Here is a 26,048-nt window from a genome sequence, read left to right as displayed (position 1 = left end):
GGTCTCCGAACGTCAGGGTCAATCGAGCAGGCCCACCAGCCCGGTGGAGGCGGCAGGCACGAAAGTCAGCAGCAACAGCACCGCCCCCGCCGCGCCCAGATAGGGCAGCAGCCGACGGGTCAGCGCGACGGGGCTCACGGCATTGAGGCGCGCGGCGGTGAACAGGCCCGACCCCACCGGCGGCGTCAGCAGGCCGAGGGTCAGGTTGATGCAGGTGATAAGGCCGAACTGCATCGGGTCGATGCCATAGCTGTCGGTGGCGACAGGCAGGAACACCGGCACCACCAGCACCAGCGCGGGCATCGGATCCAACACCATGCCAAGCGCCAGCAGCATCACATTGACCATCAGCAGGAACACGACCGGATCGTCGGTCAGCCCGGTCAGGACCGCCGCCACCTGCGCGGGCAGGTTCTGCCACGCCGCGACCCAGCCATAGAGCCCGGCTGCGGCGATCAGAAACAGGATCATCGCGCTGGATTGCGCGGTGCGGCATAGCGCGGGGCCCAGATCGCGCAGGCGCAACTCGCGATAGACGAACAGCCCGATCAGCAGCACGGCGAGCGCGCCGATCACCCCGGCTTCGACCGCCGTGGCCAGCCCGCCGAGGATCGCCAGCACCATCGCCAGCGGCACCAGCGCGGCGGGCAAGGCCTCGACCATCACGCGGGCGGCGGCGGGGGCGGGCCGGCCCGTGGCGAGACGGTCCGGGGCGGGGGGTGGCGGCGGCATGTCGCCGCGCCGCGCCAGCCACACCGTCACCCCGACGAAGCCCAGCAGCATGGCAGCGCCCGGCACGATCCCCGCGATGAAAAGCCGCCCGATGGGCACCTGCGCGATGACCCCATAGACGATGAACAGCATCGACGGGGGCAGCACCGGCGCCAGCAGACCGCCTGCCGCCGTGACCGCCGCCGCAAGATCGCGAGGATAACCTGCGCGCTCCATCTCCGGCACGGCAAGGCGGGAGGTCAGCACGATCTGCGCCACGGTCGAGCCGAGGATCGCCGCCAGCATCGCATTGCCCAGCAGCGTCACATGCGCGAGCCCCCCCGGCACCGGCCCGACAAGCCGCGCCGCCAAGGCCATTAGCCGCCGTCCCGCGCCGCTTTCGCCCATCAACTCGCCCAGCAGGATGAACACCGGCAGCGCCAGCAGCCCGTAGCTTTCGATACCGCCAAAGGCCTGTTGCGGCACACTAAAGAGCAGCGCGGCATTGCCCGCCAACGCGATCTGCAACATCGCCGCCGCCATCACCGCCAGCGCCACGGGCACCCCGATCAGCAGCAGCAGCAGAAAACAGCCAAGGCTCAGCATCGCGCCCCCGTCAGCCCGCCACGCAGGGCCAGCCAGAGCCGCAGCGCGGCATGAAGCAGCGCCCCGGTGGCAAAAACCGGCAACGCCAGCCAGAACCAATGCTTGCCCATACCCAGCGTCATGGTCGGGCTTTGGTAGATGAAGTTGAGCGTATCCTGCGCCAGCGCCGCGCCGGAGCCTGCGCGCACCAATCCCACGGGATCGAACCAGCGCGCCACCAGCAGCGCAAGCACGCCGATCACCGCGCAGCCCGCCGCCTCGCGCAGCAGGGCGGTGGCGCGGCGCAGGCGCCCGTGGGGCAGGGCGCTGTCCAGCAGATCGACGCTGATATGACCGCCCGTTGCGATCAGCGCCGACGCCCCGACAAAGGCCGCCGCAGCCATCGCCAGCACCGCGAATTCATCCGCCCAAAGCACCGGCTGCCCAAGGTTGCGCCCCAGCGTGCCCGCCGAAATCGCCAGCAGCGCGGCCCCGGTCAGCAGGGTCGCGGCGAGCGTTTCGGCCTGCGCGAGCCGCCGATCCGCGCGGATCAGGAAGGAATGCCGGGATGCGGCCATCTGCCAAACCGATGCATAGGGTCGCCGCCGGGCGCGACAGCGCGGCAGGACGGACGACGTTTGCGGGATTGGCTGGCAGAAGCTGGCGCGGTGTCCGTCTAGCGCCCCGGCGCGGGGGAGGCAAGCCACAGGCGGAAACGGACGCGGGAACAGGGGTGCGCGGGTGCTGATGCGGGTGCCGGGAACATAGCCGCCGCTCGATTGTTTCCCCTGCACCCCGTCCCTTTATCCGGCATCGGAGAGCCCATGACCGACACGCGCCCCGCCGATAAGACACCGGCTGACACCACCCCCGACACAGCCACCCCCAACACATCCGCGAATGGCCAAGGCGCCGCCGATGCCGCGCGTTTGCGCGACGAAATTGATCGCGGCGGCACGGGCGATAAGGTGGCGTTCACCGATCCATCCGCCGCGCCGCTCGGCACCGATGACGAGGCCGCCGGTGCGGCGCCCTCTAGCGCGCAGGTCCGCACCGCCGCGCAGCATGAAACCCGCCGCGATAAGCCTGAGCCGGGCAAGCCGACCCCGCAGGAACTCCAGGGACCGGAGCATGGCAAGCTGATGAAAAGCCTGCCAAAGCCGGTGATCTGGATGATCGTCGGGATTGTCGTGGTGATCGTTCTGGGCGGGCTGCTCAGCGGGATGCCCGGCGACGGCTGATCCCGATACGGATGATCCGGGGCGCGCGCCTGACCCATCACGCCCCGCCCCGGCACATGGCCGGCGCGGGGGGGCGCGCGGGTCAAAGCTTCTCCAGCACCAGAAAGGTCATCATCCCCAGCGGGGGCAGCGTGTCGCGGGTCACCAGCCGCAGACGCGGATGGTCGGTGACCACGCCCGCCGGGAAATCGGAATGCCAGCCGAGCAGATCGGCAAAAGGCGCTGACCAACGCTCGATCCGGGCAAGGATGCCTTCGCTGCGGGCGAAGTGATTGGTCACCACCAGCTTGCCCCCCGGACGCAGCACGCGAACCATTTCCGCCATCACCTGTTCCGGCTCTGGCACCACGGAAATCATGTGCATCGCCGCCACGGCGTCAAAGCTGGCATCGGGGAAATCGAGCGCGCGGGCGTCCATCTGGCGCAGCGCGACGACGGGTTTCAGGCATTGCTCGGCGACGCGGGCCTTGGCCTTGGCCAGCATTTCGTCCGAAAAATCGACGCCGGTGATCCGCAGCCCCTCGGCGTAATGCGGCAGGGCCAGCCCGGTGCCGACGCCCACCTCCAGCACGTCCGAGGCGGGGGCGAGGCCATTGATATACCCCACAGCCGCCCGGCGTCCTTTGCGCGTGACCGCGCCGAATGTGCGGTCGTAGATCGGTGCCCACCGGGCGTAGGAAGTCTTGACGGCATTAATGTCCAATAGGTCACCCTTTGCGAACGGTCCTGCGACGCGAGATTAACGCCACCGCTATGCTGGCCACATAGACGACTGTCAGGATGATCAAGGTCGGCCACAGATAAATTAACAGCGCTGCGGCGACCAGCACCGCCCCCAGCAGGGTGAAACTGGCCTTGTCCCGGCGCACGGTGATGTTCTTGAACGAATAGGTCGGGATGCGGCTGATCATCAGCAGGCCGATCACGACGAGATAGATCGCCAAGGCGGCGGGCGGCAGGATCGGCGGCTGTTTCAGCGCAAAGGACACCACCATCGGCAGCAGCAACAGGATCGCCCCTGCGGGGGAGGGCACGCCGACGAAATAATCCCCGGGGCGGGAGGTCGCGGCAGGCGCAGGGGCCGCATCGGCGGCCGACGCGGAACCTTCCGCAGGCATCGGGCCTTTGCCACCGTGTTTGGCATCCACGTTGAACCGCGCCAGCCGCATCAGGCAACACAGCGAGAAACACAGACAGGCGATCCAGCCCAGTCCGCCCGCACCCTGAAGCGCCCAAGTGTAAAGGATCAGCACCGGCGCCACGCCGAAATTCAGGAAATCCGCAAGCGAATCGAGCTCCGCCCCGACCAGCGATTCGCTGCGCACCAGTCGCGCCAGCCGCCCGTCGAGCCCGTCGAGAACCCCCGCCGCCAATACAAGCCGCACCGCCCATTCGAATTCGCCCAGAAACGCAAAGCGGATCGCGGTCAGCCCGGCGCAGACCGCCGTCAGCGTCAGCAGGTTCGGCAGCAGCTTGATGATCGGCAGATCACGGCTGGATTCGGCGGAGCGGCGGCGCATCAATCCGTCCGGCCGTCGCGGCGCGGCTCGTCCGAGCGCAGATCCGCCAGCACCGTTTCGCCCGCCACCATCGTCTGACCGATGGCCACCAGCGGCGCGACGCCTTCGGGCAGGTAGACATCCAGCCGGGAGCCGAACCGGATCAGGCCGAAGCGTTCGCCGGTGGCAAGGCTGTCGCCCACCTTGTTGAAGCACACGATCCGGCGCGCGACCAGCCCGGCGATCTGCACCACCGCGATCTGACGCCCGTCCGGCATCTCGATCGCGAGCGAATTGCGCTCGTTGTCGGAACTGGCCTTATCGAGCGAGGCGTTAAAGAATTTCCCGGCGCGATAGGCGATTGCGGTGATTTTCCCGGCGACGGGGCTGCGGTTCACATGGCAGTTGAACACCGACATAAAGACGCTGACGCGGGTCAGCGGCTGATCCGGCAGGCCCAGTTCGGCGGGCGGCACGGCAGGCTCGATCAGGGACACGATGCCATCGGCGGGGCTGACGATCAGCCCGTCGCGGCGCGGGGTGACCCGCTTGGGATCGCGGAAGAAATAGTAGCACCAGACCGTCAGCCCGACGCCGATCCAGCCCAGCAGCTCCGAGATCAGGAACAGCGCCACCGTGATCGCGGCAAAGATCGCGACGAAGCGCCGACCCTCGGGATGCATCGGTTTCAAAAAGGTATCGCGCATGCGCATGTGCCGGTGCCTTCGTCAGTTTCGCTGGATCGTGGTAACGTGCCAACCCCCTCAGGAGCAAGGGACCGCGCGCAGGTTTACGCTGGGCGATGCGCGGGGTTCCGCAACCCTGCCTGTATGGGGGCTGCGCCGGACCGGCGGTGCGCGCGTCCGGGGCGAGGCTGCGGCTTCCCCATCGTGAAATCGTTTTTGTATATTGTTGACAGTTGCCAATTCGCATTTTAGCGTTCCTTAGGGTCACGAGGAGAGACCCTTTCCGCCGCAGGGCGCGTTTTTGGGGGATGGATCAGGGTCACGCGCCCTGCCGCCCCCCCCGCCCGCCTGCGCGGTGTTCACGAGGAGGAGGAAATTTCACGATGGAAATGAGCACATTTGCACCGCTTGGCCGCCACGCCCGCAGGCTGACCGCCGTGGCTGCGGTCACGGCGCTGGCGCCGGTCGCGGCCCTCGCCCAGGATTGCACGCCCGACGAGTGGCCCTGCGATACGGTGGAGGTCGTGTCGCATTCGTCCGCCGGTGGCGGCACCGACACCACCATCCGCATGTGGATGGAAGAGGCGCGCGACAATCTCGATGAAGACATCCGCGTCGTCTACAAACAGGGCGGCGGTGCGCGGTCTGCCCATGAATACCTGGTCAGCCGTGGCCCCGACGGGCACACCATCTTTGCGCTGACCCAGACCCATCTCTACACCATCGCGCGCGGCAACTCGCCCGTCGAAATCGATCAGTTGCAGGGCGTCGCCCGCGCCATGGACGACCCCTCGGTGATCGTGGTCCGCGGCGACAGCGACATCGCGGACTATGACGCGCTGATCGCGGCCTCGCAGGATCAGGCCCTGACATGGGGTGTGGCGCAGGTTGGCGGCACCGAGCATATCGGCATTTCCCGCTGGGCGGGCGCTGCCGATGCCGAAGTGCGCGTCGTGCCCTTTGGCGGTGGTGGCGACATGATCACGTCGCTGCGGTCCGGCGCGGTCGATGCGGCGCTGGCCAATATCAGCGAAGCCCTGCCGCAAATTCAGGAAGGCGATCTGCGCGCTCTGGCCGTGCTCTACCCCGAGCGGGTCGGCGATCTGCCCGACGTGCCCTCGACCTTTGAAAGCGGGCACGACGTTGCGGTGACCACCACGCGCGGCTATTTCGTGCATGGCGACACCCCGCCGGAACTGGTCGAGAAGATCGAAGCGACGATCCTCGAAGCGATGGCCAGCGAGCGGTTCCACGAATACCTGCGGTCGAGCGGGCTGGACCCGGAGAAAAACATCGCCGGTGCCGCCGAGTGGGACGAGCAGTTGAAGGCCGAATACGAGGTCTCGCTCGAAGCGCTCCGCGCCCTCGACATGACCGACCGGTAAGCGGGCGCAATCATGAGTGACACATCCCGACATAACGGGGTCGAAGGCGGGGGGGCGGAACGCTCCCCCGGTTTCCGCGTGCACCGCATCGACCTGTGGGTTGCGGCGACGGTGCTGGCGATCTGCGCGGTGCTCTTCGCCCAGACCTTTACGTTCGACAAGGTGCCTGCCTCGCTGGCGCAGAACGTGCAGCCGCCCACATTCCCGCGGCTGGTTTTGCTGGTCATCGCGCTGATCGCGCTGATCATTCCGTTCGAATACCACCGCAAATTGCGGCGCGGGGTCGATCTGGACGTGGAGCGACGCAAGCGGCTGAACCCGATCGTGCTGGCCACCGGCGCGGTTCTGGTGGCGCTGGTCGTGACCATGCCGACGCTGGGCGCCTTGCCCGCGCTGGTGCTGGTCTGCGCGGTGCTGCCGCTGCTGTGGGGCGAACGACGCTGGAAAATCCTGCTGCCGTTCCTCGTGCTGTTCCCGCTGGCGGTGCTGTTCTTGTTCGCGGAGTTGCTGCAAGTGACGTTCCCGCGCGGTCTGGTCGGCAATATTTTCTGACCGGCCCCGCCGCCCGCTCCCGGACATGACCCTGACCTGCGGCGCTGACCCGCGCCATCCCATGCGATCCCGGCTTGCCGCCGACCGCGCCTGCGCCATGGCTGCGCCTGCGTGCGAAAGACCCAATTTCAAAGGAGACGGCCTTGAATATTGACGCCATCCTGACCGGCTTCGAGCTGATCATGACGCCTGTGAGCCTCGGACTGATCTTCATGTCCGTGCTGCTGGGCGTGGTGATCGGGGCGCTGCCCGGCCTCAGTTCGACCATGGCGGTGGCGCTGCTGCTGCCCTTTACCATCGGGATGGAGCCGGTGGTCGCAATTTCGATGATGGCCGCGCTCTATTGCGCGGGCACGTTTGGCGGCTCGATCACCGCGATCCTCATCAACGCGCCGGGCGCGCCGCCCGCCGTGGCCACCGCGCTGGACGGCTATCCGATGGCCCAGCGGGGCGAAGCCGGTCGCGCGCTAGGTATTGCCGCGATTTCAAGCGTCTGCGGCGGGCTTCTCAGCCTTGTCGCCTTCATCATCGCGGCGCCGCTGCTGTCCAAGGTGGCGCTTAGCTTCCGGCCGCAGGAATATTTCGCGCTGACCCTGTTCGGTCTGTCGATGCTGGCCGCGATCAGCGGCAAATCCGCGCCGCGCAACCTGATTTCCGGGATGTTCGGGGTGCTGGTCAGCGTCGTCGGCATCCACCTTGTCACCGGGGTGGAGCGGTTCACCTTCGGCACCAACTTCCTCTATGACGGCATCGATTTCGTGCCGGTTCTGATCGGTGTCTTTGCCATCGCGGAGCTGCTGAAACAGGCCGATGCGCGCGATGCCGCCATCGAGCGGATCAAGGACGTCGCGATCCGCCTGCCGGGTATGGAGGACATGCGCCGTATCTGGAAAACCATCCTGCGGTCCTCCGCCATCGGCACCATCGTCGGCATTCTGCCCGCCGAAGGCACGACCGTCGCCGCGATCATGGGCTATAACGAGGCCAAGCGCTGGTCCAAGACACCTGAAGAATTCGGCAAAGGCTGCATCGAGGGCGTCGCCGGGCCGGAGGCTGCCAACAATGCTGGCACGTCCGGTGCGATGGTCCCGACGCTGGCGCTGGGTATTCCCGGCTCCGGCACCACGGCGGTGATCCTTGCGGCGCTGATCATGCATGGCTTCCGTCCGGGGCCGTTCCTGATGCGTGAAACGCCGGAGATCCTCTATGCGATCTTCATCGCGATGCTCATCGCCAACTTTGCCTTCCTGTTCATCGGGCTGGCCGGGGCCAAGGTGTTTTCGATGATCACCCTGATCCCGCGCACGTTCCTGTGGCCTGCGGTGTTCTGTTTCTCGATCGTGGGCGCCTATGCCTATCAGCAGCAGATGTTCGACGTCTGGGTGATGCTGATTTCCGGCCTGATCGGGTTCGTCGCCATGCGTCACGGATTTGGCCCCGCGCCCTTCGTGATGGGGCTGGTGCTCGGCGGGTTGTTGGAGAAGAACTGGAGCCAGTCGATGATCATCTTCGACAGCAACTGGCTGTTGTTCTTCAACAGCTGGATCGGCAACCTGTTCTTTGCCCTGACCGCGCTGAGCCTTCTGAGCCCGGTGATCGGCATGCTCTACCGCCGCGCGCGCCGTCGCGGGCAGGGCGCCACCGCCACCGCAGGACGCGCCCCCCTGCCGCCGGGCGACTGACGCCCCGGCACCGACATCGCGCCCCGCATCCAATTGCGGGGCCGCTTCAATCCAGTATCCAAGGAGAAGACATGACCTCGAACACGCTCGACATCGCGGTGATCGCCGGCGACGGGATCGGCAAGGAAGTGGTGCCCGAAGGCCTGCGCGTGCTGGAAGCCGCCGCAAGCCGCTATGACCTGTCGCTGGACTTCAAGGAGCACGATTTCGCCTCCTGCGACTATTACCAGCGCAAGGGCGAGATGATGCCCGAGGACTGGAAGGACCGCATCGGCGGCAGCGACGCGATCTTCTTTGGCGCGGTGGGCTGGCCGGATACGGTGCCCGATCACATCTCGCTCTGGGGATCGCTGCTGAAATTCCGCCGCGAGTTCGACCAGTATGTAAACCTGCGCCCCGTGCGGCTGATGCCCGGCGTTCCGTCGCCGCTGGCGAACCGCAAGCCGGGCGATATTGATTTCTACGTCGTGCGCGAAAACACCGAAGGCGAATACAGCGCCATCGGCGGCAAGATGTTCGAAGGCACCGACCGCGAGATCGTGATGCAGGAAACGGTCATCACCCGTCACGGCACCGACCGCATTCTGAAATACGCTTTCGATCTGGCGCAAAGCCGCCCGGAGCAGCACCTGACCTCGGCCACCAAATCCAACGGCATTTCGATTTCGATGCCCTATTGGGATGAACGGGTGGAGGCGATGGCCGCGCATTACCCACGGGTAAGGTGGGACAAGTATCATATTGATATCCTTACCGCTCATTTCGTGCTGAACCCGGACCGCTTCGACGTGGTGGTGGGCTCCAACCTGTTCGGCGACATCCTGTCGGATCTGGGCCCCGCCTGCACCGGCACCATCGGCATTGCGCCGTCAGGCAACATCAATCCCGAACATGACTTCCCCTCGCTGTTCGAGCCGGTGCATGGCTCCGCCCCCGACATCGCCGGCAAGGGCGTGGCCAATCCTATCGGGCAAATCTGGGCGGGCGCGATGATGCTGGAGCATCTGGGCCACAAGGACGCCGCCGATGGCATCGTCGCGGCAATCGAGACCGTGTTGACCGAGGAGGCGCTGCGCACGCCCGATCTGGGCGGCAAGGCCAGCACCGAAACCTGCGGCAAGGCCATTGCCGACGCGCTGTCGTAAGCGCGCGGCAGGAAAGGAACAGCTATGAGTGACGACAGACCGATCATCGCGCTGGTGCCGGGCGACCCGACCGGCATCGGCCCGGAACTGACCGCGCGGCTGCTGCATGACGGGCGTCTGGCGCAGGTGGCGCGGCTGGTTCTAGTGGGCGACGCGCGGGTGATGCGCCGGGGTGCGCGCTTTGCCGGTGTGCCGCTGGAATTGGCCCCCGTGGCCCGTCCGGCGGAGGCCCGGTTCGATGGACCAGGCGTGCCGATCGTGGATCTGGGCAATATCGATCCCGACGCCCTGCCGCTCGGAGAGGCCAGCGCCGAAGCCGGGCGGCTCACCGGCGACACTTTGGCCCGCGCGATTGACTTCGCGCAGGCCGGGGAGGTCGACGCGATCAGCTTCGCCCCGCTCAACAAGGGCGCGATGTTCCGCGGCGGCTGGGAATTCCCCGACGAGCATAAGATGTTCGCGCATCTGCTGAACCACGAGGGTCCGTTTTCCGAGATGAACGTGCTCGACGGGCAGTGGATGACGCGGGTCACCAGCCATGTGTCGCTGCGCGAGGCGGTGGAGCAGATCACCGGCCCCAATATCTGCCGTGCGCTGCAACTGGCGCATGACACCATGCAGCGCGCCGGGATCGAGCACCCCCGCATCGCGGTCGCCGCGCTGAACCCGCATAATGGCGAGGGCGGTCTGTTTGGGCGCGAGGAGATCGACATCATCCGTCCGGCGGTCGAGGAGATGGCCGCCAAGGGCATCGACTGTTCCGGGCCCTACCCGTCCGACACGGTTTACCTGAAAGCGTTTCGCGGCGAATTCGACAGCGTCACCGCGATGTATCACGATCAAGGCCAGATCGCGACGAAGCTGAAAGGCTTCAACAAGGGCGTGACAGTGACAGCGGGTCTGGCCACCGTGTTCACGACCCCCGCGCATGGCACGGCCTATGATATCGTCGGCAAAGGCAGCGCCGATCCCGGTGCCTTCGAAACCGCCGTGCGCCTCGCCGCGCAACTGGCCACCCGTGCGAGGGAATTGGCGGGCGCGGCGTAAGGCGCGAGCGGCGGTCGCCTGCCCGTGGGGAGGGGCAGGCGCCGGCACATGCGCTGCGCATCGTCAGGGGCGGTGGTGTGAGCCTGCCCGTGGGATGGCGCTGCAACGGTTGAGCGGCGCGCTTTATCCCCGCCATTTACCTCTTCGTTCCGAGGTCAGCGCGAGGTGGCAAAGCGCCAGCCCGCGAGGACGGGCAGGCGCTCGCCCGCGCGGCTTCGCCGTGTCCGCGGGCGGGGGCGCTCATTTCAGAGAAAGCGATGCATCGTCATTCCAAGTGCAACGCAAGCCTGCCCGTGGGATGGCGCTGCAACGGTTGAGCGGCGCACTTTATGGCGCAACTAACCTCCTAGCTCAGAGGTCAGCGTGAGATAACAAAGCGCCAGCCCGTCGCGGCGGGCAGGCGCTCGCCCGCGCGGCCTGCGGCCTTGTTCGCGAGCGGGTGCTCTGAGCACGAATGAACCGCCGGAGAAGTATTAAGTGCGACGCAAGCCTGCCAGTGGGATGGCGCTGCAACGATTGAGCGGCGCGCTTTATCCTAGCCATATACCTCCCCGCTCCGAGGTCAGCGCAAGGTGGCAAAGCGCCAGCCCGTCGCGGCGGGCAGGCGCTCGCCCGCGCGGCCTTCGGCCTTGTTCGCGGGCGGGGGCTCTGTAGATCGACGCGCGTCTCTCAGCTGGTGAACAGCCCCGATAGGCCCGTGTGGAGCGCGTCGGGCAGGGCGGCGATGCGCAACTCCCCAAGCGCTCCGGCAGCGGCGGTTTCCAACCCCGCGACGGCGTCCAAAAACCGGGTGCATTCCTCCGGCGCGACCAGACCTTCGGCAAGGGTCAGGAATTTCTGCCGGTATTGATCGGGGCCGAAGGGGCGCGCGCCGCGGGGATGGGCGTCGGCCACGCGGAGTTCATCGGACACGATCTGCCCATCGCGCAGGCGGATCTCCACCCGCCCGCCATGCGCCTTGTCGAGCGGGGCGGGATCGGTAAAGGCCGCGGTCCAGCCGGGATCGGCGCGGGTCGAGATCTTACGCCACAGCCGCACCGTATCTTCGCGCGCGGCGCGGGCGGGATCGTAGCTGCGATGATGGTCCCAGACCCCGTCCTGAAACGCGACCGCAAAGATATACATCGCCGAATGATCGAGCGTCTCGCGGCTGGCCTTTGGATCCCACTTTTCCGGATCGCCGGCGCCGGAGCCCATGACCAGATGGGTCAACTCCTTGGTATGGATGACGATTTCGTCGATCTGCTCGGGGTCTGGCACCTGTGCGCGCATGCGAAAAGCAAGGTCGATCATCGCCTGCCCGTGATAGCCTGCGGAATGTTCCTTGGGGTAGGTTTCGAGGATCGCGCGTTTGGGCGTGCCGGGGGCGGGCAGGGGCACGGTGACGCGGACATCCGGCCCGCCGAGCAAAATCGCCAGCAGCCCGTAATCGCCCTCATAGACCGGGGCGGGGCTGGTTTCACCGCGCATGGCACGGTCCACGGCCAGCATCGCGATCTGACCGATATGACCCGGGGCATTGGCCTTATAGGTGGAAATCTGGTTCTTGCGGGTCTGGCGGGTGGACACGGCCAGATGTGCGGCAAGGTTCACGGCGTGATAGACCTGCGTCACGGGCAGATCCAGCATGGTGCCGATCCCGGCCGCCACCGCCGGGCCCAGATGCGCGACATGATCGATGCGGTAGCGATTGAGCGCGACGCCCTTCACCAGATCGACCTGCACTTCATAGGCCGTCACGATACCACGCAGCAGCGCGCGCCCGTCGCAGCCCCGCGCCTGCGCCACGGCGGCAAGCGGGCCGATGACGTCGCCGGGATGGCTCGATTCCGCGGCAAAGAAGCTGTCGTTGAAATCCAGTTCCCGGATCGCCGTGGCATTGGCGTATCCCGCCCAGAACGGATCGAACCGCGCCGCGCCCATGCCCAGCACCGTGGCGCCGCCGGGCCGCGATGGCTCGACCGGATGGGCCAGCGCCGCCCCGCGCGCCGCGATCACGGCGGGCCGGTTCAGCGCGGCGATGGCGACCGCCCAGTCATCGACGATGCGCCACGCGGCCATGCGCAGCGCATCAGGATCGTCAGGGGCGGGATCGGTCGCAAGCTCCGCGATCTTCCATGCCAGTTCTTCCTCGCGCGGGCGGCGTTCACCCGCGCGCAGAGGTCGGATGTGATGATCGATCACGCCTGCGCCTCCAACGCCGCCGCACGTTTGCGCCGCGCCTGACGGAAGTCGCGCAGGGCCGAGCCTGCGACGAACAGGAACGCGGTGATCAGCAGGCCCAGCGAAATCGGATCTTCGATGAACACCCGATGCTCCCCCCCGGTCAGCAGCAGCGACCGGCGGTAATTGCTTTCGATCAGGTAGCCCAGCACCAGCCCCAGCACGAGCGGCAGGAACGGGAAGCCCAGCAGCCGCATGACATAGCCCGCAGCGCCCGCGATCAGCACGATATACAGATCGAACAACGTGTTATCGATCGAGTAGATGCCCGAGAAGATCAGCGCGTAGATCGCCGCCATCAGGTAGGGCTTGGGCCGGTTCACCAGCCAGATCGCCGGGGTCAGGATCAGCATCCCGACAAAGAACAGCGACAGGTTGGCCACGAACAGCCCACCGAACAGGCCATAGATGAAGTCGGGATGTTCCTCGAACAATAGCGGACCGGGCTGCAGCCCGTGGATCAAGAGCCCGCCCAGCAGGATCGCGGTGGAGTTGGAGCCGGGAATGCCAAAGGACAGCATCGGCACCAGCGCCGTGCCCGCGACGGTGTTGTTGGCGCTTTCGGGGGCGGCGATCGCCTCGGGGGAGCCTTTGCCAAACTCCTCGGGGTGTTTGGACCAGCGGCGCGCCTCGTTATAGGCCATGAAGGCGGCGATGGAGCCACCGGCGCCGGGCATGCAGCCCTCGAACAGCCCGATGCCGGAGCCGATCATCTGCGGTCTGCGCAGGCGTTTCAGCAAGGCCCAGCTGGGCAGGCGAATGCGCATCTGGCGGCTGTCATTGTTGCGGCGGTATTCAGGCTTACCCGCCTGCACCAGCAGTTCCGACACCGCAAAGACGCCGACCATGACCAGAATGAACGGAATGCCGCCCAGCAGGTTCGGCGCGCCATAGGTAAAGCGATTGACGCCGGAAATCGGATCGGTGCCGACAGTGGCAATCATCAACCCGATCACCCCGGCCATCAGCCCCTTGATCATCGAGCCGGACGACAGTGACGCGATGACGCTGAGCCCCAGCACCCCAAGCGCGAAATAGGCCGGGGGCGTAAACAGCAGCGCCACGGCGGCCAGCGGCTTGGTCAGCAGGACAAGGAAAAACAGGCCAATCATGCCGCCGATCACGCCCGAAACCAGTGAAATCCCCAGCGCTTCGCCGCCGCGGCCCTGCTTTTGCATCTCGTAGCCGTCGATGGCGGTGGCGGCAGCCGCGTTGGTGCCGGGGGTGCGGATCAGGATCGCGGGGATCGAGCCGCCATATTCCGCGCCGACATAGGTCGCCGCCAGCAGCACGATCGCGGGGATCGGGTCCATCGTGTAGGTGAAGGGCAAGAGCAGCGCCATCGCGATGGAGGGTGAAATGCCCGGCAGCGCACCGCCGAGGATCCCCCAGATAACGCCACCGACCGCGGCAAAGGCCGCCGGTGTCGTGGTCAGCGCCGACCAGGCATAGGAAAAGGATTCCATGTATCAGGCTTTCGGTTTGGGGATCAGCCGGTCAGGCCGGAAAGCAGGGAGGCGACGATGCCCCCCGGCAGCGGAATGCCAAGGAACTGGACGAACAGCAGCTGGAACGCGAGCCCGCCCAGCACCGCCACGAGCACCGTGCGCAGCCCCAGCGGCGCGCCGATATAGAGCGATACGAGAAAGATCAGCGCCATCACCGACAGGGCATAGCCCAGCGTCGTGACCACCAGCAGATAGCCCACGCCAAGCCCCAGCATGACGATGGCGCGTAGATGCGGCTTCATCCGGGTGGCGAGCGCGGGCGAGGGGGTCGCAGGCTTGGCTTCGGGATCGGCCTGCTGCACCGGCTCGGACACCATGCCGGTTTCCGGCGCGGCGGCGGGCTGTGTCGCATGGGCGGGGATCGCGGCTACGGTATTGCCTGCGTCGTCCGTGCGGGTCGCGGGTTCGGCGCGCGCGGCGTCCGCAGGGGGCGGCACCGCCATCGCCGCGCCGACGATGGCACGGATCAGCAGCAGCACGGCCAGCACCGCCAGCACGACGGCCAGCGTTTTGGGCAGGCCCGCCGCGCCGACCGGATCATCCAGCGGGCTGATGCGGATATGCGAGGCCTCGCGCCAGAACAGACCGGCGACCAGCAGCATCACCAGCCCGACCCAGGTGTCCTTATTGAGATAAGTCATGTCGTGGCTCCCCTCGCCCGGCAAACCCCGCCCGTCCTCCGGCCCCACCAAACGGGGGCCGGGCCACGGGCGGGGTGCGGGCGCGTCTTATTCGACGATGCCGTATTCTTCGAAGAAGGCCTGCTGTTCTTCGGCGAAGTCCGCCAAGAACTGGTCGTATTCCTCATGCGGCATGAAGTTCGGCACCAGCGCCTGCGCGGAATACCATTCCTTGAAGGCGTCGTCTTCGAGCACCGCCTGCAGCGCGGTTTCCCACTTCTCGTAGATCTCGTCGGGCAGACCGGCGGGACCGGCGATGCCGCGGAACTTGTTCACGACCAGATCGATATCCTGTTCCTGTGCGGTGGGCACATCGGGGAACTGGTCCAGACGTTCCTTGGTGTAGGTGGTGATCAAACGCACCTCGCCCGCGTCAAGCTGCGCGTCGAGTTCCTGCACCTCGCCGATCCCCAGCGCGGCGGTGCCGTTGAGCACGGAGATCAGCAGCTCGCCGCCGCCATCATGGGTGATGACCGGGGCCTGCACGCCGGTCAGCTGCTTGAACTTCTCCATCACCTGCCGGTCGAGCGAACCGGGCGTGGTGACGCCGAAGACGACCGATCCGGGCTCTGCATTGGCGGCTTCGACCACCTCGGTCAGGGTCTGGAACGGGCTGTCGGCGCGAACGTAGACGACCTGCGGGTCAAGGAACACGTTGGCCACCGCCGACAGGTCTTTGTAGGTGTATTCGGGGTTCGACAGCAGCGACGTGTTGATGAAGGTCGGCGTGGTCCCATAGAAGATCGAGCCATCCGCCGGGGCTTGCGCCAGCTTGGCCATCGCCTTGGCGCCCGAGCCGCCGCGGACGTTTTCCACGACGAACCCCGCGCCGAGATACTCGCCCAGATATTTCGTCATTTCCCGCAGGAACACATCGGTGCCGCCCCCGGCACGCGAATGGGTGACCAGCGTCACGGTGTCATGGGGATAGTCCTGTGCCGCGGCGGGCGCGGCGGCACCAAAGCTGAGCACGGCCAAGGCCGCGACCCCGCTCATCGCACGAATCATACGGTTCATTTTTTATTCCTCCCTTTCGAGCAGGCGGCCCGGTCAGCCGTCTGGTCTGCAGGGAAACTCCCAACTTGCCGCCCACTTGTCAACTGCCGACAATTGGCAGATGCTCGCCGCGCGGTCGCATATCCGGTGATCCGGGCCCTTGGTCCCGGCGGGTTTCGACCGCGCCCACCGCCTTATGGAGACCCCGCATGACGCAGGACACGACCGCGATTGTCGCGCAACATCTGGCGCAGGCCGCCGCCGCCGCGCTGCCCGAAGAGGTGGCCGAGAAAACGCGCCTGCATCTGCTCGACACGCTCGCCGCCATGATCAGCGGGCAGGCTTTGAAGGCCGGTACTCGCGCGCGCAGCTATGTCATGAGCTACGCCGGGGCCGGAGAGGGCCGCGCCTCTCTGCCGGGCACGGCGCTGTGGCTGCCGCCGGTGGAGGCCGCGTTTGCGGGAGCGATGGCCGCCCATGCCGATGAAACCGACGATTCGCATCTGGCGGGGCGGTTTCATCCCGGCTGCGCGGTGGTGCCTGCCGCGCTTGCGGTGGCGGAGCATCGCGGCCTGTCCGGCGCGGCCCTGCTGCGCGGGATCGCGGCGGGCTATGATGTCGGCGCACGGGCGACGCTGGCGCTTGGCTATAGCGGGCCGCGCACCGGCACCCATTCGACCCATTGCCTCGGCGCGAATTTCGGCGCCGCCGCCGCCGCCGCCACGCTGGCGGGGCTGGATGCGCGGCACTGCGAACATGCGCTGTCCTATGCCACGCAACAGGCGTCGGGCATTGCCTATTGGCAGCGCGACCATGAACATGTGGAGAAGGCCTTTGATTTTGGCGGAATGGGCGCCCGCAACGGTGTGTTCGCGGCGCTCTTCGTGGCGTCAGGCGCGAGCGGCTGCGACGGTGCGCTGACGGGGCCGCATTCCTATCTGTCGGCCTTTGCCGAGCGGGCCGATCCCGGTGCGCTGACCGATGGGCTGGGCCAGCAATTCGAAATCATGCGCGGCTCGATCAAGAAATGGTGCGTCGGATCGCCGATCCAAGCGGCGCTGGACGCGGTGACGGCGCTGATCGCCGATCACGGGATCGGGGCAGACGATGTGGCGGCGCTGCGCGCGATCATGCCCGACGACCGGCTGCCCATCGTCGATGGCCGCGACATGCCCGATATCTGTCTGCAACATCTGCTGGCGATTGCGCTGATCGATGGGGGGGTGAGCTTTGCCAGCTGCCATGACCATGCCCGGATGCAAGACCCCGCTGTGCTCGCGTTGCGCGCGCGCATGACCGCGGTGCCGAGCCGGGAATTGACGCATGCGGTCCCGGCGCGTCAGGCGATTGTGGAGATCGATTGCACCGACGGGCGGCGGCTGCGCCATCATGCCCGCGCGGTGCAGGGCACGCCGGAAAACCCGATGTCCGCGTCGGAGGTGGAGGCCAAGGCCCGCGATCTGGTGGGGCCGGTTCTGGGCCGCACCGGGGCGGATGGGTTCATCGCCGCGCTGCGCGAGGTCGGGCAGGCCCCTGACCTGAACGCGATGGTCGCGGCGATGCGCCCGGCGGCATAGCCCGCCACGCGCGCCATCCGGTATCAGGGCAGGTAAAGCCCCCCCGACACATGCACCGTCTGCCCGGTCATGAACCGCGCCTGCGGCAGGCACAGCGCGACCACCATAGCGGCGGCTTCGTCTACCGTGCCTTCGCGGCCCAGCGGGATCTTGGTCTCGATGGGCGAGGCCCCGGACGTGGCCGAGCGAGGACCGCCGATCTTGCCGGGCACAAGGCAGTTGGCGGTGATGCCGCGATCCGCGAATTCCACCGCCACGGCCTTGGTCAGCCCGACGATCCCGGCCTTGGCGGCGCAGACATGGGCACGGTTCTTGGCCCCGGTATGGCCGGTCAGCCCGCCGATATTGACGATTGTCCCGCCCGTGTCCTGCGTGGTCATGACGCGCAGCACCTCGCGGCTCATCAAAAACGCGCCGTCGAGGATGACGCCCGTGATCTCGCGCCAATCCTTCAGCCCCATTTCCAGCATCGGCACCTGCCGCCGGATCGCCGCGTTGTTCACCAGCACGTCGATCCGACCGAAGGCCGATTTCGCCTCGGCTGCCATGCGGGTGGCGTCGTCTTCGTCCGCGACATCGCCCATGACCACGGCGGTGCGCCGCCCCATCGCGGTAATCTCGGCGGCGACGGCGTCGATCTCATCGCGGGCGGAGCGGGCGGTGATCACCACATCCGCGCCGTGCCGTGCCAGTCCCAGCGCCGTGGCGCGCCCGATCCTGCGCGATGCGCCAGTGACTAGCGCCACCTTTCCATGAAGCGACTGAAGCTCTGTGCCGGTGGCGGTCATCTGCGGTTCTCCCTGCTGGTTGCGCGCCAAGATATGACCGCTCGCCCCGGAATCGTCAAATGTTGACAATCAGACAGGGCAGTGGAAGTTTGCGCCCACCGGGCGGAGGACCCCGGTTCGTGTAGTGCGTCGGCAACCGGCGCCGGATGCGCCGCCGCGGCCAGCCCCGCGCCGGGCGTGCCCGTCAGATCAGGGATGACGCAGATGAACGATCAGTCGAACGCAACGGTTTCGGCCACACTTGCCAACTGGATCGCCGGGCTGACGCTCGACGATATCGACCCACGCGCGCGCAGCGCGACCGAGGACACGGTGCTGGATACCGTGGGCCTGTCGGTTGCCGCGCTTGATACCGATTATGGCCGCGCGGCGCGCACGGCCTTTGCCACGCCGGGAAATTGCACCGTCTGGGGTCTGCCCGAAGGGCGCGAAAGCGCCGCCGCCGCGCTGATCAACGGCACCTGCGGCCATGGCGAGGATTACGACAACACGTTCGAGGGCTGCCCGATGCATGCGGGCGTGGTGATCGTGCCCGCGCTGTTCGCAGCGGGCGAGGCGCTGTCGCTGCCCGCGCGCGACGTGGCGCGGGGTCTGGTCGTGGGGACCGAGATCTGCAACCGGCTGGGGCTGGTCGCGGGCAAGGCCACGCATAAGGCCGGATTCCACCCGACGGCGATCATGGGCACGATGGGCGCGGCGGCGGGCGTCGCTGCCGCAATGCGCCAGACGCCTGAGCAGATCCGCGACACGCTGGGCGTGGCCGCATCGATGGCGGCGGGCATCATCGAATACCTTGCCGATGGCAGCTGGACCAAGCGGATGCATGCGGGCTGGGCGGCGCAATCGGGGTTGCGGGCGGCGCAGATGGGCGCGGCGGGCTTTCGCGGGCCGCAGACGGTGTTCGAAGGCGTGCATGGGCTTTACGCGGCCTTCGCGCCGTCGATCACGCCGGATTTCGCGCCGCTGCTGGACGATCTGGGCACCCGCTGGGAGGCCGCCAACGTGGCGTTCAAACCCTATGCCTGCGGGACCATGACCCAGCCGTTCATCGACTGCGCGGTGCGGCTGAAGGCCCGCGGCATCACCCCCGATCAGATTGTGCGCATGACCTGCAATGTGGGCGAGGGCACGGTGCATCGGCTGTGGGAACCGCTGGATCTGAAACAGGCGCCGCCGACGGCCTATGCGGCGAAGTTCTCTTCGCCCTACACCATTGCCGCCGGGCTGATCCATGGCGGGGCGGGGCTGGCGGAATTCACCGAAGCGGCGGTGCAAGACCCCGAAGCCCGCGCGCTGGCGGCGAAGGTGTCCTACGTCATCGACCCCGATGACGAATACCCGTTGAACTACACCGGCCATATCCGCGCCGAACTGACCGATGGCACTGTCGTCGAAGAACGCCAGCCGCAATTGCGCGGCGGGGTGAAAGAGCCGCTGAGCCGCGACGAATTGCGCGACAAGGCCGCCGCGAATCTCAGCTTTGCCGGGCGGCGCGGGGAGGCGGCGGCGGAGTTGTCATCCTTTGCCGCGTCGATCTTTGACAGCGATGCGCGGTTTGACGCCAGCCCGCTGGCGCGGCTTGGCGCCTGACTCATGCAGGCCCCGCCGCGACAGGCGGGGCCTTGGTTTTTTGCGCCAGAGAGAGGCGGGTCAGCGGCCCTCAGCGGTCAGGTGCAGACACTGCGACAACCAGCGGCAGACATTTCGCTAACTGTTGACAATCTACAAAAGATTCCGTTACCTGCTCGGGAGAGGTGACGAGCCGTAATCGGTGACGCTGGATGAGGAGTAAGACAGCATGAACAAGATCGTCGACAATGACAGCGTGGCGCAGGCCTGGGAAACGGTGGGCGAGGGGCTCACGTCCGAGGTGGCGAATTTTGTCCTGAATACGCAGGTCAGTGACCTGCCCGCCGTGGTGGTGGAGAATGGCAAGAAATCCATTCTCGATGGGCTCGGGCTTGCGCTGTCGGGCTCCGTCGCCGCAACGGGGCGGATCGTGCGGCAGCATCTGGATGCGCTCAATCTGGGCGAAGGTCCGGCGACCGTGATCGGCTCTGACCGCAAGGTGGCGGCACGGTTTGCGGCATTCGCCAACGGTGTGGGCATCCATGCCGACGATTACGATGACACGCAGCTGGCCGTTGCGGCGGACCGGGTGTACGGGCTGCTGACCCACCCCACCGCACCGGCATTGCCGGCGGCGCTGGCGGCGGGCGAGGCCACGGGCGCGTCGGGTGCCGATGTGATGCTGGCCTATCATCTGGGCGTCGAGGTCGAGTGCAAGATCGCCGAGGCGATCAATCCGCGCCACTACCAGACCGGCTTCCACGCCACGGCGACCTGCGGCACGTTCGCTGCGGCGAGCGCGGGCGGGCGTCTGCACGGGCTCGACCATGACGCGATGCTGCGCGCGCTGTCCATCGCGGGCAGCCAGTCTGCCGGTCTGCGCGAGAATTTCGGCACCATGACCAAGCCGTTCCATGCCGGGCGTTCGTCCGAATCCGGGCTCGTCGCGGTGGAAATGGCAGGCTACGGCTGGTCCGCCAGCCCGAACATTCTGGAAGCGATGCGCGGCTTCTTCCGCGCGGCAGGCGGCGGCTATGACGCCGGTGCGATCCGCGGCAAGCTGGGCGCGCCGTGGACCTTCGAGGAGCCGGGCGTGTCGATCAAGCCGCATCCGTCGGGCTCGCTCACCCATCCCGGCATGACCGAGATGCTGCGCCTGATCCGTGAAAACGACATCACCGCAGATCAGGTCGAGCATGTCCGCGTCGGCACCAATTCCAACATGCCGAACGCGCTGATCCACCATCGCCCCACGAACGAGTTGCAGGCCAAGTTCTCGATGCAGTTCTGCATGGCGATCCTGCTGATCGAAGGGCGCGGCGGGCTCAACGAGTTCACCGACGAAGTGGTCAACCGCGCCGATGTGCAGGAGATGCTGCGCCGCGTCGATTTCGTCATCGACGACCGCGCCGAGAAGGCCGGTTATCACAAGATGACCACCTATATCGACATCACGCTGAAGGACGGGCGGACCATTTCCGGCATGGCCGATTTCGGCAAGGGCAGCCCCGCCCATCCGATGAGCTTCGACGAGGTGGCGGGCAAGTTCCACGAATGTGCCGAATTCGCAGGCTGGGACCGGTCCCGCGCCGAGCGGGTGGTGGAACTGGTGTCCGGGTTCGAGGCGCAATCCTCGCTTGATGAGCTGATGAGCGCGCTGCGGCGCGCCTGATCCGCGATGACCGACTCGCGCCGCCCTTCTGCCACACCAGCCGCCGCTGCCGCGCCTCGTGCGTGGTGGCGGGACGGGCTGTGGTGGCGGCGGGCGGCGCTGACCTATGGTGTGGCGCTGCTGGCGGGTGCCGCAGCCGCGGCGGTGGGGATGCCCCTGCCGTGGATGCTGGGCCCGTTTTTTGCCTGCGGCGTCATTTCCGCGCTTGGGGTGCGGCTGGCCTCCGTGCCACTGGGCCGCGAGCTGGGCCAGATGGCGGTCGGGCTGGCGGTGGGCATGCGCTTTACCCCCGCGACCCTGCTGGCCACCCTGTCACTGGCGCCCGCGATGCTGGGCGCCACTGTGTATGTCGTGGCCTATACCATGCTGGGCGCGATGCTGTTTCGTCCGCTTGCCGGGTGCAGCCCCTCGACCGCGTTTTTCGCCACCGCCGCAGGCGGCGTCGCCGATATGGCGGTCGTGGCCAAGGACAAGGGCGCGGATGCGGCCTCGGTCGCTATCGTCCATGCGCTGCGGGTGTCGTGCACCGTGGCGATCGTGCCGTTGCTGGCGGTCAGCTATGGGCAGGGCGGCACCGCCCCCGCCCCGGTTCCGGGCGATGCGAGCCTGCTGCTGCTGCCGCTGCTGATCCTTGCCGCCTTTGGCACGGTCTGGCTGCTGAAACACACGCCTTTGCCGAACCCGTGGCTGATCGGCCCGATGTTTCTGAGCATCGCCGTAGGGGCCAGCGGGCTGGCGCGGATCACCATTCCGCCGCTGTTGATCGTGCTGGCGCAACTGCTGATCGGCGCGTGGCTGGGCACCCGGTTCCGGCGCGAGGTTCTGGTGACGCTGCCGCGCGTGGCGCTGGCCGGGATCGTCGTGGCGCTGTTCATGATCGTCGCGGCATTTGCCGGGGCGGAGTTGCTGGCGCTGGCGACGGGATTGCCGCTGACCACCGCTTTCCTCGCTCTTGCCCCCGCCGCCGTGACCGAAATGGTCATCACCGCCAAAGCCATGCATCTCGACGCCGAAATCGTCACCGCCTTTCACGTCATGCGGATCTTTCTGGTCTGCTCGACCGTGCTGGCGGCGTTCCGGCTCTACAACCTGCTGCGGAGGCTGGCCCGTCCGCGCGCGCAGTAACTTCACTCAACAAACGCCTGACCTGACAAAAGAAAGACCAACAGATGACCGACCGCAAAGTGACCGCCGAACTGGCTGCGTGGATCGTGGCGCTGACCGATGCCGACATCCCCGCCGAGGTGCGCCGCGAGGGTGTGCGCACCTTCGTCAACTGGCTGGGCTGCGCGGTGGGCGGGGCCGATCACGAAACCGTCGATGCCGCGCTGCGGGCGGTATCGCCGTTTTCCGGCCCGCGCGAGGCGACGGTGCTGGGGCGGACGGAACGGCTGGACCCGCTGCACGCGGCGTTGGTCAACGGCATCTCCAGCCATGTGCTGGACTATGACGACACGCATCTGAAAACCATCGTGCACCCCGCCGGGCCCGTGGCCTCCGCGCTGCTGGCGCTGGCCGAACACCGCGAGATGAGCGGCACCACGTTTCTGACCGCGCTGATCGTCGGGGTGGAGGTCGAATGTCGGCTCGCCAATGCCGTCTACCCGCATCACTACGACCGGGGCTGGCACATCACCGGCACGGCGGGCGTGTTCGGCGCAGCGGCGGCGTGCGGCAAGGTGATGGGCCTGAGCCAGCAGCAGATGCAATGGGCGCTGAGCCTTGCCGCGACCCAATCGGCGGGCCTGCGCGAGATGTTCGGCACCATGACCAAAAGCTTCCACCCCGGGGCCGCCGCACAAAACGGGCTGAAGGCCGCGCTGCTGGCCGAGGCCGGTTACGACAGCTCGCTGCAAGGCATCGAAGCGCTGCGCGGCTGGGCCAATGTCACGTCGGAGAAGCAGGATTACGACGAGGTTCTGGGCGAGCTTGGCAGCCGTTGGGAAGCGGCGCTGAACAGCTATAAACCCTATGCCTGCGGTATCGTCATCCACCCCACCATCGACGGCTGCCAGCAGATCCGCGAGGAGATCGGCGCAGATCGCGTGGCGCAGATTGCGGGCGTGCAGCTATACACCCATCCGCTGGTGCGGGAACTGACCGGCAAGACCACGCCGCAAACCGGGCTGGAGGGCAAATTTTCGGTCTATCATTCCGCCGCCTGCGCGCTGCTGCGGGGCGACGGGGCGCCCACGGCGTTTACCGACGAAGTGGTGCGCCTGCCCGAGATCATCGCCCTGCGCGACAAGGTGCAGGCCGAAACCGATCCGGCGATGCACGAGGCCTCGGTGCGGATCGTCGTGACCTTCGAGGATGGCAGCACGTTGGAGAAATACGTCGAACGCGCGCTTGGCTCGCTCGAACGTCCGTTGTCCGACGAGCAGCTGGAGGTGAAATTTACCGATCAGGCGGCGCTTGTCGTGGGGGCCGATCTGGCCCGCGATCTGCTGGCGCATGCGTGGAAGATCGAAAGCGTCGACCCCGCCGCCATCGCCCGCGCCTCGGTCCCCGCGACCGCCCGTGCGGAGGCCAGCTGATGAGCGCCGGACCCCGTGCCCTGCGCCTCGGCGCGCTGAACGGCGACGATATCGGGCACGAGATCGTCCCCGCCTCGGTGCAGGTGGCGCAGGCCGCCGCCGACCGTGCCGGGTTACAGATCGACTGGACGCAGGTGCCCATCGGGGCCGCCGCGCTGGAAAGCCACGGCCACACCATGCCCAACGGCACGCTCGACACGCTCGACGCGCTGGATGGTTGGATCTTGGGCCCGATCGGCCATCGCGATTATCCCAAGGTGCCGGAGGCGATCAATCCGCACCCGATCCTGCGCAAGCACTTCGACCTGTTCGCCAATGTCCGCCCGACCCGCTCCTACCCCGATATCGGCTGCCTGTTCGACGACATCGATCTGGTGATCGTGCGCGAGAACAACGAAGGCTTCCAGCCCGACCGCAACGTGGTCGCGGGTTCGGGCGAATTCCGCCCGACCGAGGATGTGACGATCTCGGTCCGGGTCATCACGGTCGAAGGCTGCCGCAAGGTGGTGCGCGCCGCGCTCGATCTGGCGCGCAGCCGGAACAAGCGTCTGACGCTGGTGCATAAGAACACCGTGTTCAAGCTGGGCTGCGGCATGTTCGTGGATACCGCCTATGAGGTGGCGCGCGACTACCCGGATGTGACGGTCGATGAATGCATCGTCGACACGTTTGCCATGCGGCTGCTGCGCGATCCGTGGGCCTTCGACACCGTGGTCACCACCAACATGTTCGGCGATATCCTGACCGACGAGGCCGCAGGCATGGTCGGCGGGCTGGGCATGGCGCCGGGTCTGTGCATCGGGCGCGGGGCCAAGGCGATGGCACAGGCGACGCATGGATCCGCCCCCGACATCGCGGGGCAAGGCATCGCCAACCCCTACGCAATGATCGAAAGCACCCGGATGCTGCTGGATCATCTGGGCCGGGCGCATGAGCTGCCGCAGGCGGTCGCGGCGGCGGATCTGCTGCGGCAGGGCATCGACGCGGCGCTGGCCGATCCCGCCTGCCGCACCGGCGACATCAACGGCACCGGTAATACCGCTACGATGGTCGAGGGCATCCTGCGCGGCATCGCGGCCGCGGCGTGATCATGCCCTGCCACCCCGCCCCGAAGCCCCGGCGTCCGACCGCGCCGGGGCCGGGCGGGGCGGCAGCAGCCTTGCTGTCAGGGGGCCGCACCGTTAAACCCGTTGAACTTTCGCGGGTGGGCCGCAGCCAGGAGCGTGAACAGCATGACTAGCCAGAACGGCGATCTCGCCATCCTCAAGACGGTGTCTCTGACCAGTGCGCTGGAACGCGAACTTGAACGCCTGATCGTGAATGGCGAACTGGCCCCCGGCGAACGGCTGAACGAAATTCAGCTTGCCACGCGGTTCGGCACAAGCCGCGGCCCGCTGCGCGAAGCGATGCGCTCGTTGGAGGCCAAGGGCTTTGTTACCGTGATCCGGAATCGCGGCGTCTTTGTCCGGCAATTGACCGAGGATGAAGCGCGCGAAATCTATGAGGTGCGCGGCACGCTGTTCGGGCTTGCCGCCCGGCTCGTCTGTGAACGCATGACGGAAAAGCTGCTGGCGAACCTCACCGCGCAGGTCGATGCGATGCAGGTCGCCGCCGATGCCAATGATTTCGACGCCTATTATCCGCTGAACCTGAAATTTCACGCCACCATCATGGAGGCCGCGCAGAACGAGACCATGCATGCCGAATACCGGCGTCTGGTCAGCAAGCTGCACCTGTTCCGCGCGAAAAGCCTTGTCCAGGGGGGCGGGCTGTCGGTGTCGAACACCGAACATGTGGAGATCCTCGCCGCGCTCGGCCGGGGCGACGGCGATGCAGCCCATCTTGCGGGCTGGCATCATGTGGACCGTGCCAAACGGCGCATGCTGGCGGCGCTGGATGCCGCCGAGGACGATCAGGCCGACAAGGACTGACCCGCGCGCGGGTGGCGCAGGCCTCCCCGCGTTT

At 67.0% G+C, this 26,048-nt stretch carries 23 protein-coding genes; 13 read left to right on the top strand and 10 right to left on the bottom strand.

The window, feature by feature from the left end; all coding sequences use genetic code 11:
• Positions 1 to 18 precede the first annotated feature (18 nt).
• On the bottom strand, positions 19 to 1,317 hold the full coding sequence (locus CBW24_RS15510; protein ID WP_097374308.1) for a TRAP transporter large permease: 1,299 nt from the start codon (positions 1,315 to 1,317) through the stop codon (positions 19 to 21).
• Complete coding sequence (locus tag CBW24_RS15505; protein WP_097374307.1) at positions 1,311 to 1,874, bottom strand: TRAP transporter small permease; 564 nt, start codon at positions 1,872 to 1,874, stop codon at positions 1,311 to 1,313. The genes CBW24_RS15510 and CBW24_RS15505 overlap by 7 nt, the downstream gene beginning before the upstream one ends.
• A 246-nt stretch (positions 1,875 to 2,120) precedes the next feature.
• On the opposite strand from CBW24_RS15505, the gene CBW24_RS15500 reads away from it, so the two are divergent.
• A complete protein-coding gene (locus CBW24_RS15500; RefSeq protein WP_097374306.1) occupies positions 2,121 to 2,537 on the top strand; it encodes a hypothetical protein in 417 nt (138 codons plus the stop codon).
• 82 nt (positions 2,538 to 2,619) lie between these two features.
• Here the strand turns inward: CBW24_RS15500 and CBW24_RS15495 are convergent, their stop codons facing one another.
• From CBW24_RS15495 to CBW24_RS15485, 3 genes are read right to left on the bottom strand one after another with little or no spacing between them, the layout of a single operon-like run.
• A complete protein-coding gene (locus CBW24_RS15495) occupies positions 2,620 to 3,240 on the bottom strand; it encodes a class I SAM-dependent methyltransferase (RefSeq protein ID WP_088664119.1) in 621 nt (206 codons plus the stop codon).
• 4 nt (positions 3,241 to 3,244) lie between these two features.
• Positions 3,245 to 4,057: a CDP-alcohol phosphatidyltransferase family protein gene (locus CBW24_RS15490; protein ID WP_097374305.1), complete on the bottom strand. Its 813-nt coding sequence runs from the start codon at positions 4,055 to 4,057 to the stop codon at positions 3,245 to 3,247.
• Positions 4,057 to 4,749 carry a phosphatidylserine decarboxylase gene (locus tag CBW24_RS15485; protein WP_097374304.1) on the bottom strand — a complete coding sequence of 231 codons (693 nt, stop codon included), beginning with the start codon at positions 4,747 to 4,749 and terminating at the stop codon, positions 4,057 to 4,059. The genes CBW24_RS15490 and CBW24_RS15485 overlap by 1 nt, the downstream gene beginning before the upstream one ends.
• A 356-nt stretch (positions 4,750 to 5,105) precedes the next feature.
• Between CBW24_RS15485 and CBW24_RS15480 the strand changes: the two genes are divergently transcribed.
• From CBW24_RS15480 to CBW24_RS15460, 5 genes are all read left to right on the top strand, one after another.
• Positions 5,106 to 6,107 carry a Bug family tripartite tricarboxylate transporter substrate binding protein gene (locus CBW24_RS15480; RefSeq protein ID WP_157773246.1) on the top strand — a complete coding sequence of 334 codons (1,002 nt, stop codon included), beginning with the start codon at positions 5,106 to 5,108 and terminating at the stop codon, positions 6,105 to 6,107.
• 12 nt (positions 6,108 to 6,119) lie between these two features.
• On the top strand, positions 6,120 to 6,659 hold the full coding sequence (locus CBW24_RS15475; RefSeq protein ID WP_088664123.1) for a tripartite tricarboxylate transporter TctB family protein: 540 nt from the start codon (positions 6,120 to 6,122) through the stop codon (positions 6,657 to 6,659).
• 149 nt (positions 6,660 to 6,808) lie between these two features.
• Entirely contained in the window at positions 6,809 to 8,341 is a 1,533-nt protein-coding gene (locus tag CBW24_RS15470; RefSeq protein ID WP_097374384.1) for a tripartite tricarboxylate transporter permease, read from the top strand.
• A 71-nt stretch (positions 8,342 to 8,412) separates the two neighbouring features.
• Entirely contained in the window at positions 8,413 to 9,486 is a 1,074-nt protein-coding gene (locus tag CBW24_RS15465; RefSeq protein WP_088664124.1) for a tartrate dehydrogenase, read from the top strand.
• 24 nt (positions 9,487 to 9,510) lie between these two features.
• A complete protein-coding gene (locus tag CBW24_RS15460; protein ID WP_097374302.1) occupies positions 9,511 to 10,533 on the top strand; it encodes a PdxA family dehydrogenase in 1,023 nt (340 codons plus the stop codon).
• A 669-nt stretch (positions 10,534 to 11,202) separates the two neighbouring features.
• Here the strand turns inward: CBW24_RS15460 and CBW24_RS15455 are convergent.
• The 4 genes from CBW24_RS15455 to CBW24_RS15440 form a co-directional block, all read right to left on the bottom strand.
• Positions 11,203 to 12,717: an MmgE/PrpD family protein gene (locus CBW24_RS15455; RefSeq protein WP_097374301.1), complete on the bottom strand. Its 1,515-nt coding sequence runs from the start codon at positions 12,715 to 12,717 to the stop codon at positions 11,203 to 11,205.
• Positions 12,714 to 14,222 carry a tripartite tricarboxylate transporter permease gene (locus tag CBW24_RS15450; RefSeq protein ID WP_088664127.1) on the bottom strand — a complete coding sequence of 503 codons (1,509 nt, stop codon included), beginning with the start codon at positions 14,220 to 14,222 and terminating at the stop codon, positions 12,714 to 12,716. Before CBW24_RS15450 ends, CBW24_RS15455 begins: the two co-directional genes overlap by 4 nt.
• A 23-nt stretch (positions 14,223 to 14,245) precedes the next feature.
• Entirely contained in the window at positions 14,246 to 14,905 is a 660-nt protein-coding gene (locus CBW24_RS15445; protein ID WP_097374300.1) for a tripartite tricarboxylate transporter TctB family protein, read from the bottom strand.
• A gap of 87 nt (positions 14,906 to 14,992) precedes the next feature.
• A complete protein-coding gene (locus CBW24_RS15440; RefSeq protein WP_232530345.1) occupies positions 14,993 to 15,961 on the bottom strand; it encodes a Bug family tripartite tricarboxylate transporter substrate binding protein in 969 nt (322 codons plus the stop codon).
• A gap of 188 nt (positions 15,962 to 16,149) precedes the next feature.
• On the opposite strand from CBW24_RS15440, the gene CBW24_RS15435 reads away from it, so the two are divergent.
• Complete coding sequence (locus tag CBW24_RS15435) at positions 16,150 to 17,517, top strand: MmgE/PrpD family protein (RefSeq protein WP_097374299.1); 1,368 nt, start codon at positions 16,150 to 16,152, stop codon at positions 17,515 to 17,517.
• A gap of 23 nt (positions 17,518 to 17,540) precedes the next feature.
• Here CBW24_RS15435 and CBW24_RS15430 read toward each other — a convergent pair whose 3' ends face one another.
• Positions 17,541 to 18,305 (bottom strand): SDR family NAD(P)-dependent oxidoreductase, encoded by a 765-nt coding sequence (locus tag CBW24_RS15430; protein WP_097374298.1) that lies wholly within the window; start codon positions 18,303 to 18,305, stop codon positions 17,541 to 17,543.
• A gap of 204 nt (positions 18,306 to 18,509) precedes the next feature.
• Here CBW24_RS15430 and CBW24_RS15425 point away from each other — a divergent pair, with 204 nt between their 5' ends.
• From CBW24_RS15425 to CBW24_RS15400, 6 genes are all read left to right on the top strand, one after another.
• A complete protein-coding gene (locus CBW24_RS15425) occupies positions 18,510 to 19,895 on the top strand; it encodes an MmgE/PrpD family protein (RefSeq protein WP_097374297.1) in 1,386 nt (461 codons plus the stop codon).
• A 208-nt stretch (positions 19,896 to 20,103) separates the two neighbouring features.
• Entirely contained in the window at positions 20,104 to 21,546 is a 1,443-nt protein-coding gene (locus CBW24_RS15420) for an MmgE/PrpD family protein (protein ID WP_088664132.1), read from the top strand.
• 6 nt (positions 21,547 to 21,552) lie between these two features.
• On the top strand, positions 21,553 to 22,671 hold the full coding sequence (locus tag CBW24_RS15415; RefSeq protein ID WP_097374296.1) for an AbrB family protein: 1,119 nt from the start codon (positions 21,553 to 21,555) through the stop codon (positions 22,669 to 22,671).
• A 44-nt stretch (positions 22,672 to 22,715) separates the two neighbouring features.
• Complete coding sequence (locus CBW24_RS15410) at positions 22,716 to 24,083, top strand: MmgE/PrpD family protein (protein WP_097374295.1); 1,368 nt, start codon at positions 22,716 to 22,718, stop codon at positions 24,081 to 24,083.
• Entirely contained in the window at positions 24,083 to 25,171 is a 1,089-nt protein-coding gene (locus CBW24_RS15405) for an isocitrate/isopropylmalate dehydrogenase family protein (protein ID WP_097374294.1), read from the top strand. Before CBW24_RS15410 ends, CBW24_RS15405 begins: the two co-directional genes overlap by 1 nt.
• Positions 25,172 to 25,315: 144 nt before the next feature.
• Positions 25,316 to 26,014 (top strand): GntR family transcriptional regulator, encoded by a 699-nt coding sequence (locus CBW24_RS15400; RefSeq protein ID WP_088664136.1) that lies wholly within the window; start codon positions 25,316 to 25,318, stop codon positions 26,012 to 26,014.
• The last annotated feature ends 34 nt before the right edge of the window (positions 26,015 to 26,048 follow it).

The organism is Pacificitalea manganoxidans, from assembly GCF_002504165.1.
GTDB lineage: Bacteria > Pseudomonadota > Alphaproteobacteria > Rhodobacterales > Rhodobacteraceae > Pacificitalea > Pacificitalea manganoxidans.
This window is presented reverse-complemented; position numbering and strand designations above follow the sequence as displayed.